Below are 13,916 nucleotides of genomic sequence, written 5' to 3'. Positions count from 1 at the left end.
GGGTGGATTCGCGGCCGGAGCCGACGCACAGCCGGCCAGCCCAGATAGCAACGCCAACGCGGAGCCCCCCACTGCCATATCAAGACGGATCATGTCGTCGCACCCCTCCACTGAGATGTCTCAACGTTGTGACGCGCTGGCTCCGTCGCACGTTCCTATTGCGCGCGGATTCTGCACCATCGTCGATGCCCGCTCTTGTTCGCCCCACAAAGTAAATCCGGACTCCACAAGATCATCCACAATGTAGGTCCGGACTCCACAAGGTTCGCGCGGACGCGACAACTGCTGTCCCGTCCGGTTCTACTTGTCGGCGTTCGGTGCGCTCATGTCGCGTCGGACAACTGTGTCTGGACGGTTGGGCGGTGAAGTGTCCGGACTTACTTGGCACTTTCTTCGCCGTCAGCGCCGACCGGATCCCCGGCCTCCCCACGCCAGTCGGCGTAGTTGTGGCGGGTTTTGAGCGTTTCGGGGTGATCCGGGCCGAGGACCCGCAAATAGTCGGCGAGCAGCTGCTCGAACGCGGCCGCGGCACCCGCTGCATCCCCGGCCCGCCCACGCCAGAAGGCGAAGCTGTGGCGGGTGATGAGAGTGTCGGGGTGATCCTGGCCGAGCACCCGCACCCGGTCGGCGAGCAACTGCTCGAACGCGGCCGCGGCACCAGCCGGATCCCCGGCCCGCCCACGCCAGAAGGCGAAGCTGTGGCGGGTGATGAGAGTGTCGGGGTGATCCTGGCCGAGCACCCGCACCCGGTCGGCGAGCAACTGCTCGAACGCGGCCGCGGCACCCGCCGCATCCCCGGCCCGCCCACGCCAGAAGGCGAGGTTGCCGCGCGTGGTGAGAGTGTCGAGGTGGTCCGGGCCGAGGTGGTGCAGGGCGGTGGTGCGCAACTGGTGGAAGTAGTCGCGGGTGGCGGCGACAGGGCCGGTGGTGCCGAGGCTGTGCCCGGTGCGGAACAGGATGGGGTGGCCGCCGGTGGTGGTCCACAGGTGCCGGTCGGTGTGCTGGTGCAGGGTGGTGGTGTTGGCGCGGAGTGGTTGGGCGGTGCCGGCGTCGGGTTCCTGGGTGGGCCATACCTCGTTGATGGCGTCGACGGCGGCGACGGCGAGGTCGTGTTCCTCCTCGGCCGGGGTGTGCTCCCTCACGACGCGTTGCAGCAGCGCGTGGACCCGGATCAGCCCGCCGGCGCTGCTGCTGACGGCGGGTGGGGCGGCGATGAGGCTGAGGCGGTGCAGGGCATGCAGGGCGTCGTGGGTGTCGTCGCCGTCGACGGGTTGCCGGGTTCGGGTGGTGCAGTAGCCGGTGACCGCGGCGGTGGCGAACAGACCGGTGGGGATGCCGTTGGGGTCCAGCAGCCCGGCCAGCCGCAGCAGTATTCCCGCGACACCGCCGGTGGCCCCGTCGGCCAGGTCGATCGACAGGGCCCACGTGTCGGCGACCGGGGTGTGCTGGTCGTCGGGCAGGACCTGCGGGCGCAGCATGTGCAGGCGGCGCCGGGTGAGGCGACGGCGGTAGCCGGCACAGGTCAGGTCCTGATCGACGATGTAGGCGGCAGCCTGTGCTAAGGCGAGGGGGTGCCTACCCAGGTCGGCGGCGAGTTCAGCCGCCTCGTCGAGGCGGTGCGGCTGATCGCCGAGCCGACTGTGCAGGTAGTTGACCGCCTCGGCGGGAGTGAACACGCCGACATCGATTAACGCCCGGCCGGCCAGCAATGCCGTGCCGCGGCGCCGGGCGGTGACAATCGTGGCGCCGGGCGGTGACAATCGTGGCGCCCGCCGCGGTGACCGGCGGCCACAACCCTTGTAGATCAGCCGGGTCGGTCAGGTCGTCGAGCACCAGCAGCCACCGCCGGTGGGTGGCCGAAAGCCAGGCCAGCAGTCGTTGCGTGAAGTTCCACCCTGGGATCGGACACCGGGGTTTCATGCCGCGAGGGCGGTGGCCTGACGGTAGCAGACGCGGGCCTCGTACGGGGTTCGGTGGTTGAGTGTCGAATGTAGACGGTTGCGGTTGTAGTAGGCAAGGTATGCGAACACGGCTCGGCCGACGTCGGCCCGGGTGGCCCAGACCCGGGTGCCGATGTCGGCTTTCAGGGTTGCGAAGAATGATTCGGCGACGGCGTTGTCGTAGCACGATCCGACGCGGCCCATCGACCCTCTCATGTGCAGCGTCTTGAGCGTGGTGCGGAACTCGGTCGAGGTGTACTGACCGCGGTCGGAGTGGAAGATGGCCTGTGGCTTGACCAGGCCGCGGTGGTGGGCCAGCTCGACCGCGTCGCAGACGAGGTCGGAGCGCATGTGCTCGGCCATCGCGTAGCCGACGACCTCGCGGTTGAACAGGTCGATGGTGGTGGCCAGGTAGAGCCAGCCTTCGTGGGTGGGCAGGTAGGTGATGTCGCCGACGAGGCGGTGCCCTGGAGCGGGCGAGGTGAAGTCGCGGCCGATCAGGTCCGGCGCGGGCGCGGCGGTGCTGTCCTGCTTGGTCAGCGACCGCCGCCGGCGGCGGGTGATGCCGACGATGCGGCGTTCCCGCATGATGCGCTCGACGCGCTTGCGGTTGACCCGGCGGCCGCGTCGGCGCAGCTCGTCCGTCACACGCGGCGAGCCGTAGGAGCCGTGGTGCTCGCCGTGGATGGTGCGGATCTCGGTGGCGAGGTCGTCCTCGGCCTCGGCGCGCTGCTGCCGGGCGGGCTGGGCGGCGACCCACTCGTAGTAGCCTTGCCGGCGACCGACCGCCAGAACGCGGCACAGCCGCGTGACGCCGTAGGTGGCGTGGTGCTCGGAGATGAACCGGTAGCGGTGGATCAACGACCCATCTCCTTGGCAAAATACTGGGCCGCCTTGCGGAGAACCTCTTTCTGCAGCTCCAGCTCAGCGACCTTCTTCCGCAACCGGCGCAGTTCCTCACGCTCATCGGCGCTGACCTGCCCGTCGCGCCCGGAACTGCCCCCGCTGCCCGTGCCGGCCTGCTCAGCCTGCTTCGCGACGTTCACTCAGTTGCGCAGGGTCTCGTGGTTCACGCCGAGCTCTCGGCCGATCTCACGAATCGTCCGGCCGGGCGAGGAGCGGACCAGCTCGACCGCATCCCGGCGGAACTCCTCGGGGTACTTCGATGGACGTGGCACCAGGACATCCTTCCCCAGACCAACTGCCTGGTTTCAGGGTGTCCGGTCCGCGGGTGGAACTTCAGTCCTGTCCAGATCCGCTGACACTCACTGCAAAACGGTCAAACAGCGGCAGATGTACGAACCCGCGCCATGACGCCGGGAGTCCCCGTCGACCGCCCGACGGTGGATCTGGCGAGTGTCGATCAAGCTAGTGTGCGGGGATGAACAAGCTGCGCGAGGACCCGCTGCACATCGCTGCCCAGGCGGGCGATGCGCAGAAGGTAGCTCGGTTGATCGCCGAGGGCGCCGTGGTAGACGCAGGCAACATCCATATGTACACGCCGTTGCACATCGCCGCCGGTATGGCGGCGTCCGAGGTCGTCGCGATGCTGCTGGACGCCGGCGCGGACGTCGGGGCCCTGACGGTGTTCCAGGACACGCCGCTGCATCGGGTGGCCCATGGTCTAGTCGGCGCTGCCGATGCTCGACTGGAGATCATCGACAGGCTCCTCGACGCCGGCTGTCCGCTCAACGCGGTCGACACCGCTGGGCGCACCGCGCTGTGGTATGCAGCGGGCACCGGCACCACGCCGTGGACGCCCGAGCAGCAGACCACCCGCTTCCGCGTCCTGCAGCACCTGCTGGATCGAGGCGCTGATCCCAGCATCGCAGCGCGCGGCAAGCAAGGCCGGCCGATCGATGCTGCTCGGGGTCTACACCAGTTGAAGAAGTACCGAATCGAGTGGGCTGAGGGCGCCGCGCTACTGGAGCAACACGGCCAGTAGACAGATCAATTCCAGATCGGTGAAACCCAGGCGCTCGACGCACGCTGCATATCAAGCAGATCCGCGCGCCGAACCGCCGGCTGGGCCGTCACGGCGGCCTGCAGCGCGCGGGTCGCGGCATGGGCGCGCACTCAGGCGGTCGGCGCGCCTTCGGGTGGCGGCCTGAGCTGGTCCGCGATCCGCAGGACAAGATCCTGGAAGTCCTTGCATTGCTGTTCGGCGTCGTCCCACGCGGCTTGTAACCCGTCCTCCTGGGGAAGTCCGTCGTCGGCGGATTACCAGAAATAGATACGCAGCACGGCCAGCCGGAGGAACGCGCGACGGTCGGCAAGCTCACGCCATGGGTGGTTTTCCGGGGCACAGCGGCTGCATGGTAGGAGCGCGGCAATACGGGTGATGGTTTCCTGGCACCGCCACGCTCCCCGCGTAGTGGGCTCGCGCCTGCTCTGTCCGCCACGCTCGCCACTCCATCTCGTCAACGCCGGTTTCCCGTAAGGCCGGCCGTTGTGGCGCAGCCCGAGGGTGGCGCCGCTGAACTCGTCGGCAGCGCCGGCAGCTGCTCCTTCACGAGTGCGACCAGGTCGATCACGTCGCTGTCCCGCCGCTCGCACGAGATCTTGTCCACCACGACCGGTACAGTAAAGCTCCGATGCGTTGTGGCCCCGAGGACGCACTACTCTCTTCGCGCCGCGCAGGGGTAGCGGAGAATCGAACGCTATGAAGAGCGCGCCAACCGTGCGAATCAAGACGGCACAGCGACATACGGAGCGCGACGCTTGCCGACGGCTCGCGCTCGATCGGCGGCATGTGCGGATGCCTCGATCATTTCGTTGTCGAGAGTTGAGGGTCAGTCGACGTCGGCCCGGCGGCCGCGACGCCGATCGATCTCGCTCACGTCAACGTCGCTCGGCAGAGGGCAGCGTCCGGAGGGGTCCGACAGCAGTTCAGCCGAATCGAAGGGCGGCCTCGCGCGGCGCGATGTTCACGGCGTCGGCGCCGAACAGGCCAAAAGGCCGATCGCACGAGCGGTGCTGTGCGCTCAGGAGCCGACGTCCGTGTAACGCACCGCGCGGTCCAGAGGGATGAGGTCAATGCGGTGGAAGATCGAAGATCCACCGCGCCCACACATCGGCGGGACGTCCTGGGCAGGGGCTACGTCCGTGGCAGCGTTGCCGAGCGTCGGTGTCGCTCTTGGGGCCAGATCCGGACGAGGTACCGTTCGAGCCGTCCCGCTTCCTGCCATGCCGCGCGGGTGGTGTCGGCGTCGGCGTACATCGTCTCGGTCCCGACCTGAAGCGCGCGGGCGAGCATGTCGGCGCGGCCCTGGTGGCCGAGGGTCACCGCGCAGCGGCCGGGCCCGGCCCCGGCGTCGATGTCGAGCAGTGGCGGCGGTGCGGGTTCTTCGCCGCAGTCGACCTGGATGCGGCCGGTGGGCAGGTCGAGGGTGGTGATGGTCGCCCACTCCCATCCGGGTTCGTCGGCAGGTTCGCGGTCGAGGATCTGGAGGGTCAGGTGGGGGCTGCTGTACTGATGGGCGCAGCGCACGCGGAGGACCGCGCCTACCGCGGCGACCATTTTCCCGCCGCGGTGGCCGGGGATGCGCATGGCGCGGGCGGCGGGTCGCTGCGCCTCGGGCGTGTCCGCTGCGACGTCTCGGATTAGGAAGACGCCTTCGCCGGTTGGGATGTCGAACGCGAGGGATCGCACGGTGGGCTCGCTTTCCGGTCGCGGCTGGTCTTGGTTCCGGCCCGTTGTCTGGGGGCCGGAACCAGACCGTATCGCTAGCGGTTGATGGCGACGAAGTAGGCGTCGTTGTCGAGGATGCGGTTGGGTTTGTAGAACTGGTTGTTGAGGTATTCGCGGCCGGAGTCCTGGTTGTCCTCCTCGCCGATCAGGCGTGAGGAGCCGTTCCAGACCTGCCAGCCGCCGCTAGTGTCGCCGTCACGGGCGGGGCTTCCTTCGTAGGCGCCCTCGTAGGTGGTGGCGAAAGGGGTACTCGTCGCAGTTGAGGTTCGGCGTCGCGCCGCCCTGGCCCCAGACATCGGTGCAGACCTTGCCCGCGTAGTCGCGGTTCTTGTCCTGTCGTGCCTTGTCGCGGAGGCGGTGCAGCGGGCTCTGGTTGGCGCCGAGGGATGGCTTGAATTCGCCGGGGACACAGGCGCTTCCGGCAACGAACCGTGCGGCGCCGTGCGAACGCCCAACGGCGGCAGTTCCCGCGAGTCGCCGATGCGAGCGACTGGCCCGCCTCGGCAGCCTACGGTTTGTCGACGGCGGCGCTGCAGCCGGCGGTCGTAGCGCCCCCACGGCGCCATGCACGCCGACGCAGCGGCACGAACGCGAGATCACCCAGACGGATCGCCTCAACCAGCCGCTGCTCGGCCTTCTGCCGCCACAACGACGCCGTGCTGGCCGGAATCCCCATCCGCGCCGCCGCGGCACCGAGGGTCGAGTCCTCCAGCCGCGTCGCGGCAATGAGCAACGCCTCATCGACGTCGATCACGCCAGCGGCAATCGCCGGACCAGCACCAAATCCGGGTGATCCCACGGCTGCACCGGCGCGATCGGATCCACGGCGTGCGGCCGGACCAGAGACGCGGCGGACTCGGCATCACGCGCCTTCCTCGCCGCCCGGACCCCGGCCCCGATGAGCCGGCCGACCACCCGCGGCGGCACCAGATCGATCGTCTTGAGCCGCTCCACGAACCCGGCGAGCAGCTCCGCATCCAGATCACGGGTGTCCCCATGCCAACCCGACGCCAGCAACCCCGCCATACGCCGCAGCCCGGGCAGCGCGATACCCACCGCGGCCACCACCCACGCTGGGCCGTCCCGGCGGGCACGCACGACAAGCTCCCGCCATACCGCGTCACGCACCGCGGGCCCCATCTGCGGGTCCAGCAGCAGCGTCCGGAGGCCGTCCAACGACAGCAGCTCATCGGGCAGGCCGGCCACATCGCGGCCGTCGAAGACCAGACAGGTCGGCGGCTGCACCAGCAGCGTGAACGCACGGCCGGCTCTCAGGCGGCTACCGGATCTGACGAGACGAGTGCATTGCCGGGGTGCCGGCTCGGGCTCGATAGATGGATGCTTGGACGGTACCTTTGCCTGATATGACGGGGGCGCAATGAACGACCCGGATGGACCGGTCCACGCCGACGCACGGCTGTGGGCGCAGCAGGCCCTGGCGCGGTTGCGTGTCGAGGCGACCGCGGAGACACCGGTACCACTACGCCGCTACCCGCTTCCGGCGCCGTGGGGTATCTCGCTGTACTTTCAGGACGAGTCACAGCGTCCTACTGGAAGCCTCAAGCACCGCTTGGTCCGCCGGCTGATGGAAGACGCGGTCGCCCGCGGCGACATCGGCGAAGGAACAACCGTGGTCGGGGCGACAGCGGGCAATACGGCGGTTGCCACCGCCTACTTCGCGGCCATGCTGGAGTTGCCCTTCGTTGCCGTCGTGCCGGGCAAGACGCCACCGGCGAAACGGGAGCGAATCGAGCGATACGGTGGCCGCTGCCACCTGTTCGACCCACCCGTCGCCATTTATAACGAGGCCACCAGGCTCGCGACGGAACTCGGCGGCCACTACCTCGACCACCTGACTTCCGCGGCGCATATCGAGGACTGGCGCAGCCTCGACAGTGTCGGTGCCACCCTGACCGCCCAGGTGATCACGCGCGAAGGCAGGCCGCCCGCGTGGGCTGTCGTGGGCGCCGGCACTGGGACGACCAGCGCAACCCTGGGCCGGCACCTGCGTTATCACGGGTATCCCACGCAACTTGTGGTGGTGGACCCGGAGAACTCCGCTTACTGGCCCAGCTGGGTCACTGACTATCCGGGATACGGAACCGGGATGCCGTCACGGATCGAAGGCATCGGCCGGCCCCGTGTCGAACCGGCATTCCTGCACGCGGTCGTCGATCTCATGATCCCCGTACCCGACGCGGCGAGCGTCGCCGCCATGCGTCATCTTGCGGCCACCACTGGCTGGTCGGTCGGCCCGTCGACCGGCACGAATCTCTGGGGTGCCCTGCGCATCGCCCACGGCATGCGCCAGCGCGGTGAAACGGGAAGCATCGCCACCCTGATCTGCGACGGCGCTGACGCCTACCACAGCACCTACTACGACGACGCCTGGACCCAGGAGAAGAAGCTCGACCCGAACCCGTACACGGAGGTGATCGATAGCTTCCTCGCTCACGGTGAGTGGGCCGAACCCTAACCGACGCTGAGGATCCGTGCACGCATCTGCCGCCGCCCGAGCGTCGCGTTGGTGGCCTCGGATTGCTGTTCAGGGATGTCGGTCAGCCAGAACCGCTCACCGGTCTCGGTGACGTCGACAGGTGTCGTCTGCGGCAGGCCGGCGTCCCGCAGGATGCGGGCCACGAGCTGTAGCCCGTGTTCCCGGGTCATGGAGCGGGTCGTCTGCAGGTGCATGATGAGGTCTGATTCGTCGTATCCGTGGGACGTGATGACGACGGTGTCCTCTCGCGCCAGGGCGGCAGCGATGTCGTCTTTGGCGGTCGGTGTGCTCGGTGTGTAGCCGACGGCCAGGTTCCCCTGCAGGTCCGCTCGTCCGGTGCGGGCCAGCGCGGTCGAGGCAAAGTAGCGCAGCGCGCGGCTCTGCCATGGTGGGCGGCGGTCATCCCAGCCAGGCAAGCGTGTCGGCTGCGGCAGGTCCGGGTCGGCGCCCTCCGGATCTGCGGGCCGTTGTCGCTCATGGCCAGCAGCACCGCAGCTCGTCATGGTCGGGTACGACGCCGCCGGCCAGCTCGGCCAGCAGAGGCCCGTCGAGCAGATTCGCCTTGCCGTCGGCCGCAAGCGTACGTCTGCGTCGCCGGGGCTCGAGCCGCGGCGTGACGGCGGGCTCCAGGTAGCGTAGAAGTATCAGATCGTTCGGGAGAGACTATGCCGAAGCGGACAGAACTCCTGGTGATCGGTGCGGGACCGTACGCGTACTCGGCCGCCGCCTTTGCGCGTGACAACGGAATCGACACTCACATCGTCGGCCATTCGATGGCCTTCTGGCGTGAGCAGATGCCGGCTGACATGTTCTTGCGCTCGGGTCCTGACTGGCACCTCGACGCAGGCGGCAACTACACCTTCAAGGCCTTCTTCGAGGACCGAGGGATGCGACCCGAGGACTTCGACCCAATTCCGATCGCCATCTTCATCGACTACGCCGAGTGGTTCCGTCAGCGCACGTCGCTCGAAGTCGACGAGCGGATGGTCACCGACCTGACCAAACCGAGCGGGATCTTTCTCGCAACCCTGGACGACGGCTCAACGATCACAGCGGAGAAGGTTATTGCCGTCCCGGGCATGTGCTACTTCGCCAACCTCCCGCGCTGGCACGAGGACGTACCGCCGACACTCCGATCACATACCAGCGAGCTCGTCACCTTCGAGGATCTCGCCGCCGCCCGTGTCGCCATTGTCGGAGGGCGGCAGAGCGCCTACGAGTGGGCAGCGCTACTGTGCGACCGGCACGCCGAGCAGGTGCACGTGGTGCATCGCCATCCCATTCCGGAGTTCGCCAAGGTCAGCTGGGCCTTCATGGACCCATACATCGATCAAACGCTGGCACAGCGAGGATGGTGGCGCCGACTCTCCGCGGAGGAACAACAGAGGATCGCCGGCGAATTCTGGCGAGCTGGCCGCCTCACCCTCGAGCCCTGGCTCGTCCCACGCCTCGCCACGGAGGTTGTCACCAGCCATCCCCACTGCGCGGTCATCGACGTGACACCCGGTGATCAAGATGTGCGACTGCAGCTCTCCGATCAGACAACGCTGATCGCGGACCATGTGATCTTCGCATGCGGCTACAAGGCAGACCTGTCTCGCATCCCCTACCTGCGCAGCGTCTCGCACCAGGTCAGGACGACAGATGGGTTCCCCGACCTGACCGAGGGCTTCGAGACATCGCTGGCGGGGCTCTACATGATCGGCTTCGCCTCCACCCGCGACTTCGGCCCCTTCTACGGTTTTACTAAGGGCTGCCCGTCATCCGCGCGCATCGCAGTCGACGAACTGATGCGCTGCGCCGCTTGATCGACCAGGGCTGAGCCGAGTGCTGCGTCGAGCGGACAGACGGCTGCGGTCTGGGCCGGCAGCCGCCAGCGGTCGGCGCTGCGTCCGCCGCACCAGCCGGGTTTCGATTCGCAAGGTCGTCGGCGGCCCCCGAACTCATCGACGTAGGACGTGAGGTCTTGGACGGGCTGAGGTCGCATAGGGCGGGAAGAGGGCCGGCGCTCCCACGGTCCAACCGACCGACTGGAGGGCGCCGCCGGGCGCAAGAAGTCCCCAGGCGGTGACCGGGTGGGGTCCACCGACGGTCTCCACGACGATGTCGACGGCCAAGATCCACAAACTGGGCAACGTCCACGGTGGACAGGCTTGGATCCTCCCCGGCCGCTCCGGATCCCCAAAAGTGGGCCAGAATCCAAATCAAGCCGTCCGGAGCCAATCCAAACCGTCAGTCCACGACGGCGACTCGACGCGAAGGGACCAAGTCAAGCCACCACAGTGGGGCCTACCCAGCGGTTCTGGCCCCCGTTAGTTGATCGACGGGTGCCGCTGTGCACGGGTCCGGGTCCACTGTGTACGGTCCTGCCGGTGCGCTGACGGATCGCTCGCTCAGCGGAGGAAGATCGCTCAGCGGAGGAAGATCACTGCGTAGCCGATGACCCAGGCGGGAACGGCGGCGAGGGTGCCGGCCAGCGCCCCGGAGCGCAGGCGCAGTGCCGCCAGGGCGCCGACCAGGAGGAGGCCCGCGATGAAGGCGACCACCATGGCCGGGAGCGCGCCGAAGGCCAGCATCAGCCCGTAGCCCTCGCGGTCGCTCATGGCGCAGTTGAAGCCGAGGCCTTCGTCCTGGCAGTCGGGGCCCGGCTGGGTCGTCGACTGGTGGAACCACCCGACGACCGCGGCCACGACCGGAAGCGCCTGCCACGCGAGGAGAGTCGCCACGCCGCGGGCGAAGACCTCACCGCGGGAGCGTCGTGCCGCATCCATGCCGATCAGGATACGGACCGGCCGAACGAGCCGTATCCGCACACGTACTCATGGGCGGTCTGAGTATCAGCGCCCGATCGCGCGTGCGGCCCGGACCGCGTCGGGTCCGGTCACGGCAGCGTGATGGCCATCGAGGGGCCGGGCTGCAGCTCGAAGCCGAGCTTCTCGTACAGGGGCAGGCCATCCTCGGAGGCGCGCAGGTTGACCCGGTGCACGCCGTTGGCGGCGAACCAGGCGAGCAGGGCCTTGCGGCAGGCGGTGGCGTGGCCGCGGCGGCGGTGGGCCGGGTCGGTGGCGACGCTGAAGACGTAGCCGGTCAGGCCGGACGGGTTGGCGGGGCTGCCGAGGCGCTCCTCGAAGATGCCGACCGCGCAGGCGGCCGGGCCGGGGCTAGCTGACAAGACCTGGCTGGACTTGTCTCGGGACGCGGTCCCGACCGGCGTGGGGACGTTGCGGACCAAGTCCGGTGAGATCAACGCCCAGGGCGCGCGGATCGCCGAGGACGGCGGGCTCACCGTGGTCGTGGACCGCTGCCTGAAGGTCGAGCACGCCCGGTACGTCGGACGGATGCACTGGCTCGGGTTCAACACCCAGCGCATCACGTGTGTCCGGGGTGGCCTGCAGTAGCCGTTCCCGCTCAGGTGTCGGGGCAGGTCGCGTGGGCGGCGGCGAGGATCTGGTCGGTGACGGCCTCCGGGTGGGAGATCAGGGTCAGGTGTGACCCGCCGGGGACCCGCAGGATCTTGGCGTTGGCGCGTTGCGCCATGGACTGCTGCGAGTCCGGCGTGATGATCTTGTCGGCGGTGCCGATGACGTACCGCGACGGGATCGTCTTCCACGCCGCCGCCTTCGACGGGGTGGTGAACGCGCTCATCGCGGCCGGTCGTTGCCCGGCCCACAGCGCCGTCGCGGCAGGCTTCGGCAGGTCGGGTCCGAACGACTGCAGGAAGACCGGCTGCTTCAGGTACAGCAGCACGTCGCCCGAGGGTGCGCCCGGGAGCGACACCTGGTCGTAGAGCGTGTCCGCCGGCCCGCCCAGCGCGGAGGTCTTGCCGCTGAGCTGCCCGGTGGTCTCACCGACGGCGGGTGCGGCCGCGTCGACGTAGACCAGCTGCTCGACGTTGGGGTTGCCCGCGGCGGCGTTGGTGATGACGGATCCGCCGTACGAGTGCCCGACGAGGACAATCGGCCCGTCGATCGTCTTGAGGAACGCGGCCAGGCCGGCGGCATCACTGGTGAGCCCGCGCAGCGGATTGGCGAAGGCGCGCACCTTGTACCCCTCCTGCTGCAGCCGCTCGGTCTCGCCGGACCAGCTCGATGTCCCCGCCCAGGCGCCGTGGACGAGCACGACGGTCGGTTTCACGGCGCAGGCGACGGCCGATGGGGTCGGCTGCGCGTTCGGCGGGCCGCTCACCGTGAACCCCGCCAGTGCCAGGACGGTCGCGAGGATCTGCTTGCAGCGCGTTTTCATCGCAATTCCTCCCGCTGCAGACGGTGCATGGTCGCGGGGATGCCGAGGTCGTCGATCGCGAGGTGGTCAGCTGCGGATGTGCCCTGGCGGCGAGCGCGGCCAGGGCGTGCCTGGGTGGTACCTGCACGGTGGTCGTGATGCCGGGCTCGGGCATGAGGCGCACGATGTCGAGCCAGCGGACCGGCCGCTGGACGGCCTGGGCGACGTCGTCCAGGACCGGGCCGGGGCGTCGAGGAGGCGCCGGCCCGTGATGTTGGCGAAGTACGCGCACCGCTGCTCGCCGTGCGTCTCGCCGGCCACCTCGGCGATCGTCGGCGAGTCCTCGGTGCTCGGCCCGGTGTACAGGTTGCCGTGCTGGTCCGCCGACGCGGCGCACAGCAGCGCGACGTCCGGCCGGAGGTCCACGAGCATCCGCGCCTACAGCTCGACGTAGGTGTGGATCGCGCCGACCGACACCGTGCCGTCCGCGACCAGCTGCGCCATCCGCACGCTCTGCGGCCCCGCGTAGGCCAGGTCCAGCTGCGTCGCCAGGTCCAGCTGCGTCGCCAGGCCCCGCTCGAACAGGTCGGGGTGCTCGGCGTGGGACACCGACCCGATCATCATGTGCAGGTCGTGCAGCCGGCCCGGGTCACAACCGGCCAGGGTCCGGCTCAAGAAGTCGGCCTGTTTCTGATTGTCACCCCCCAACGCCACCCGGTCGCCCGGGTGGATGACGGCCTCCAGCACCTGCCGCAGCGCGTCGGAGAGGATCACCTTGCCGTCGACGTGCTCTGTGGCGGCCGCGATCCGCCGCCGCTTCGTGGTGCGTCGCCCGTCCCAGACTGTCTCGCTCATCGGCTTCCCACCAATCAGGAGACTCCGTGTTCGGTCTCCTACCGTACTGCGCTAAATCCGTTACGCCACAACGTTTGTGCCGTGACGGCGGGGGCACGGTTGCTGGCAGACGCCGATGTGAATGTGCGCAATTCGGACAGACGGTGATGTCAGTAGTCCAGTTCGTGTCCGTCGGCGTGGGCGGCGCTCGGCGGTTCGGTCCCAGCGAAGCGGTCGTCCGGCGGGGGCCGGTGTGATGGTGGCTTCGGCTGCCAGCCCGCTGTCGCTCCGGCTGGAGGGTTGGTTGGTTGGCGAGGAGCCCCGGTAGTGCGTGCTGACGGGAGGACCCACGTGTCGCCGTCGAGCACCGCGCGGGACCGGCGGCAGGTAGCGCGCGCAGCTCGGGCGATCCGGCCAGGAGCAGGGGCATGGTGTCCAGCTTCGCGCCGGCAGGGCGACCTCCTCGACCACGATGACCGTGGCGAGGGCGTCCGCGCCGGCGGCGCGCAGGGCGTCGAAGGAGGCCTGCGGGGACTCGCCGGTCTCGTCCGCGGCCGCGGCGTTGGGGGCGACCTGGTCGTCGCGGAGCGCGCGCACGGGCGCCCGGACGGCGTGACGCTCCCCGGACGGCCCGAACACGCCCGGACGGTACCAGCTGGTCGGTATGCAACGGCAGTCTTGTATCGGCCCAGGTCGCATGGTAGATACCTTCCAGTCGGTATTAATGGCGGAG

At 68.9% G+C, this 13,916-nt stretch carries 17 protein-coding genes and 2 pseudogenes; 4 read left to right on the top strand and 15 right to left on the bottom strand.

Annotation, left to right across the window (positions count from 1 at the left end):
• Positions 1 to 377: 377 nt before the first annotated feature.
• The 4 genes from ACQP2P_RS28055 to ACQP2P_RS28040 form a co-directional block, all read right to left on the bottom strand.
• Positions 378 to 1,676 (bottom strand): tetratricopeptide repeat protein, encoded by a 1,299-nt coding sequence (locus ACQP2P_RS28055; protein ID WP_433605706.1) that lies wholly within the window; start codon positions 1,674 to 1,676, stop codon positions 378 to 380.
• 240 nt (positions 1,677 to 1,916) lie between these two features.
• Positions 1,917 to 2,801 carry an IS3 family transposase gene (locus tag ACQP2P_RS28050; RefSeq protein ID WP_433605704.1) on the bottom strand — a complete coding sequence of 295 codons (885 nt, stop codon included), beginning with the start codon at positions 2,799 to 2,801 and terminating at the stop codon, positions 1,917 to 1,919.
• Positions 2,798 to 2,986 carry a hypothetical protein gene (locus ACQP2P_RS28045; protein ID WP_433605702.1) on the bottom strand — a complete coding sequence of 63 codons (189 nt, stop codon included), beginning with the start codon at positions 2,984 to 2,986 and terminating at the stop codon, positions 2,798 to 2,800. The genes ACQP2P_RS28050 and ACQP2P_RS28045 overlap by 4 nt, the downstream gene beginning before the upstream one ends.
• Positions 2,987 to 3,118, bottom strand: coding sequence for a transposase (locus tag ACQP2P_RS28040; RefSeq protein ID WP_433605700.1), 132 nt, complete (start codon positions 3,116 to 3,118; stop codon positions 2,987 to 2,989).
• Positions 3,119 to 3,321: 203 nt separating this feature from the next.
• Here ACQP2P_RS28040 and ACQP2P_RS28035 point away from each other — a divergent pair, with 203 nt between their 5' ends.
• Entirely contained in the window at positions 3,322 to 3,885 is a 564-nt protein-coding gene (locus ACQP2P_RS28035) for an ankyrin repeat domain-containing protein (protein WP_433605698.1), read from the top strand.
• 475 nt (positions 3,886 to 4,360) lie between these two features.
• On the opposite strand, the gene ACQP2P_RS28030 is transcribed toward ACQP2P_RS28035, so the two are convergent.
• From ACQP2P_RS28030 to ACQP2P_RS28010, 5 genes are all read right to left on the bottom strand, one after another.
• A complete protein-coding gene (locus ACQP2P_RS28030) occupies positions 4,361 to 4,513 on the bottom strand; it encodes a hypothetical protein (protein WP_433605696.1) in 153 nt (50 codons plus the stop codon).
• A gap of 524 nt (positions 4,514 to 5,037) precedes the next feature.
• Positions 5,038 to 5,592 (bottom strand): hypothetical protein, encoded by a 555-nt coding sequence (locus ACQP2P_RS28025; RefSeq protein ID WP_433605694.1) that lies wholly within the window; start codon positions 5,590 to 5,592, stop codon positions 5,038 to 5,040.
• Between the two features lie 74 nt (positions 5,593 to 5,666).
• Positions 5,667 to 5,927, bottom strand: a complete 261-nt coding sequence (locus tag ACQP2P_RS28020; RefSeq protein ID WP_433605692.1) for a hypothetical protein — start codon at positions 5,925 to 5,927, stop codon at positions 5,667 to 5,669.
• Between the two features lie 212 nt (positions 5,928 to 6,139).
• On the bottom strand, positions 6,140 to 6,385 hold the full coding sequence (locus tag ACQP2P_RS28015) for a hypothetical protein (protein ID WP_433605691.1): 246 nt from the start codon (positions 6,383 to 6,385) through the stop codon (positions 6,140 to 6,142).
• Positions 6,382 to 6,876 carry a hypothetical protein gene (locus tag ACQP2P_RS28010; RefSeq protein WP_433605688.1) on the bottom strand — a complete coding sequence of 165 codons (495 nt, stop codon included), beginning with the start codon at positions 6,874 to 6,876 and terminating at the stop codon, positions 6,382 to 6,384. Before ACQP2P_RS28010 ends, ACQP2P_RS28015 begins: the two co-directional genes overlap by 4 nt.
• Before the next feature lie 133 nt (positions 6,877 to 7,009).
• On the opposite strand from ACQP2P_RS28010, the gene ACQP2P_RS28005 reads away from it, so the two are divergent.
• Positions 7,010 to 8,107: a PLP-dependent cysteine synthase family protein gene (locus tag ACQP2P_RS28005; RefSeq protein WP_433605686.1), complete on the top strand. Its 1,098-nt coding sequence runs from the start codon at positions 7,010 to 7,012 to the stop codon at positions 8,105 to 8,107.
• Here the strand turns inward: ACQP2P_RS28005 and ACQP2P_RS28000 are convergent.
• Complete coding sequence (locus tag ACQP2P_RS28000) at positions 8,104 to 8,631, bottom strand: hypothetical protein (RefSeq protein ID WP_433605684.1); 528 nt, start codon at positions 8,629 to 8,631, stop codon at positions 8,104 to 8,106. The two genes, ACQP2P_RS28005 and ACQP2P_RS28000, sit on opposite strands and share 4 nt — an antisense overlap.
• A 162-nt stretch (positions 8,632 to 8,793) precedes the next feature.
• Between ACQP2P_RS28000 and ACQP2P_RS27995 the strand changes: the two genes are divergently transcribed.
• Positions 8,794 to 9,936 (top strand): NAD(P)-binding domain-containing protein, encoded by a 1,143-nt coding sequence (locus ACQP2P_RS27995; RefSeq protein ID WP_433605682.1) that lies wholly within the window; start codon positions 8,794 to 8,796, stop codon positions 9,934 to 9,936.
• A gap of 603 nt (positions 9,937 to 10,539) precedes the next feature.
• Here ACQP2P_RS27995 and ACQP2P_RS27990 read toward each other — a convergent pair.
• Together ACQP2P_RS27990 and ACQP2P_RS27985 are read right to left on the bottom strand one after the other, a co-directional pair.
• The gene (locus tag ACQP2P_RS27990) at positions 10,540 to 10,899 is read right to left on the bottom strand and encodes a hypothetical protein (protein ID WP_433605680.1); all 360 of its coding nucleotides are present in this window, start codon (positions 10,897 to 10,899) and stop codon (positions 10,540 to 10,542) included.
• Positions 10,900 to 11,009: 110 nt separating this feature from the next.
• Positions 11,010 to 11,300, bottom strand: coding sequence for a GNAT family N-acetyltransferase (locus ACQP2P_RS27985; protein ID WP_433605678.1), 291 nt, complete (start codon positions 11,298 to 11,300; stop codon positions 11,010 to 11,012).
• Between the two features lie 40 nt (positions 11,301 to 11,340).
• Between ACQP2P_RS27985 and ACQP2P_RS27980 the strand changes: the two genes are divergently transcribed.
• A complete protein-coding gene (locus tag ACQP2P_RS27980; protein WP_433605676.1) occupies positions 11,341 to 11,526 on the top strand; it encodes a hypothetical protein in 186 nt (61 codons plus the stop codon).
• Positions 11,527 to 11,536: 10 nt separating this feature from the next.
• Here the strand turns inward: ACQP2P_RS27980 and ACQP2P_RS27975 are convergent, their stop codons facing one another.
• The 3 genes and pseudogenes from ACQP2P_RS27975 to ACQP2P_RS27965 form a co-directional block, all read right to left on the bottom strand.
• A complete protein-coding gene (locus ACQP2P_RS27975) occupies positions 11,537 to 12,370 on the bottom strand; it encodes an alpha/beta fold hydrolase (RefSeq protein ID WP_433605674.1) in 834 nt (277 codons plus the stop codon).
• Between the two features lie 66 nt (positions 12,371 to 12,436).
• A pseudogene (locus tag ACQP2P_RS27970) lies at positions 12,437 to 13,204 on the bottom strand (malonate decarboxylase subunit alpha).
• A 373-nt stretch (positions 13,205 to 13,577) separates the two neighbouring features.
• A pseudogene (locus ACQP2P_RS27965) lies at positions 13,578 to 13,882 on the bottom strand (hypothetical protein); the annotation flags it as partial.
• Between the last annotated feature and the right edge of the window lie 34 nt (positions 13,883 to 13,916).

It is taken from the genome of Dactylosporangium sp. CA-139114 (assembly GCF_050955725.1).
In the GTDB taxonomy this organism is placed as follows: Bacteria; Actinomycetota; Actinomycetes; order Mycobacteriales; family Micromonosporaceae; genus Dactylosporangium.
This window is presented reverse-complemented; position numbering and strand designations above follow the sequence as displayed.

Excerpts from the sequence above, each read along its gene's own strand:
- ACQP2P_RS27990 (WP_433605680.1), bottom strand. The coding sequence starts at position 10,899 with ATGGATGCGGCACGACGCTCCCGCGGTGAGGTCTTCGCCCGCGGCGTG.
- ACQP2P_RS28005 (WP_433605686.1), top strand. The coding sequence starts at position 7,010 with ATGAACGACCCGGATGGACCGGTCCACGCCGACGCACGGCTGTGGGCG.
- ACQP2P_RS28020 (WP_433605692.1), bottom strand. The coding sequence starts at position 5,927 with ATGTCTGGGGCCAGGGCGGCGCGACGCCGAACCTCAACTGCGACGAGT.
- ACQP2P_RS28000 (WP_433605684.1), bottom strand. The coding sequence starts at position 8,631 with ATGACGAGCTGCGGTGCTGCTGGCCATGAGCGACAACGGCCCGCAGAT.
- ACQP2P_RS27995 (WP_433605682.1), top strand. The coding sequence starts at position 8,794 with ATGCCGAAGCGGACAGAACTCCTGGTGATCGGTGCGGGACCGTACGCG.
- ACQP2P_RS28035 (WP_433605698.1), top strand. The coding sequence starts at position 3,322 with ATGAACAAGCTGCGCGAGGACCCGCTGCACATCGCTGCCCAGGCGGGC.
- ACQP2P_RS27975 (WP_433605674.1), bottom strand. The coding sequence starts at position 12,370 with ATGAAAACGCGCTGCAAGCAGATCCTCGCGACCGTCCTGGCACTGGCG.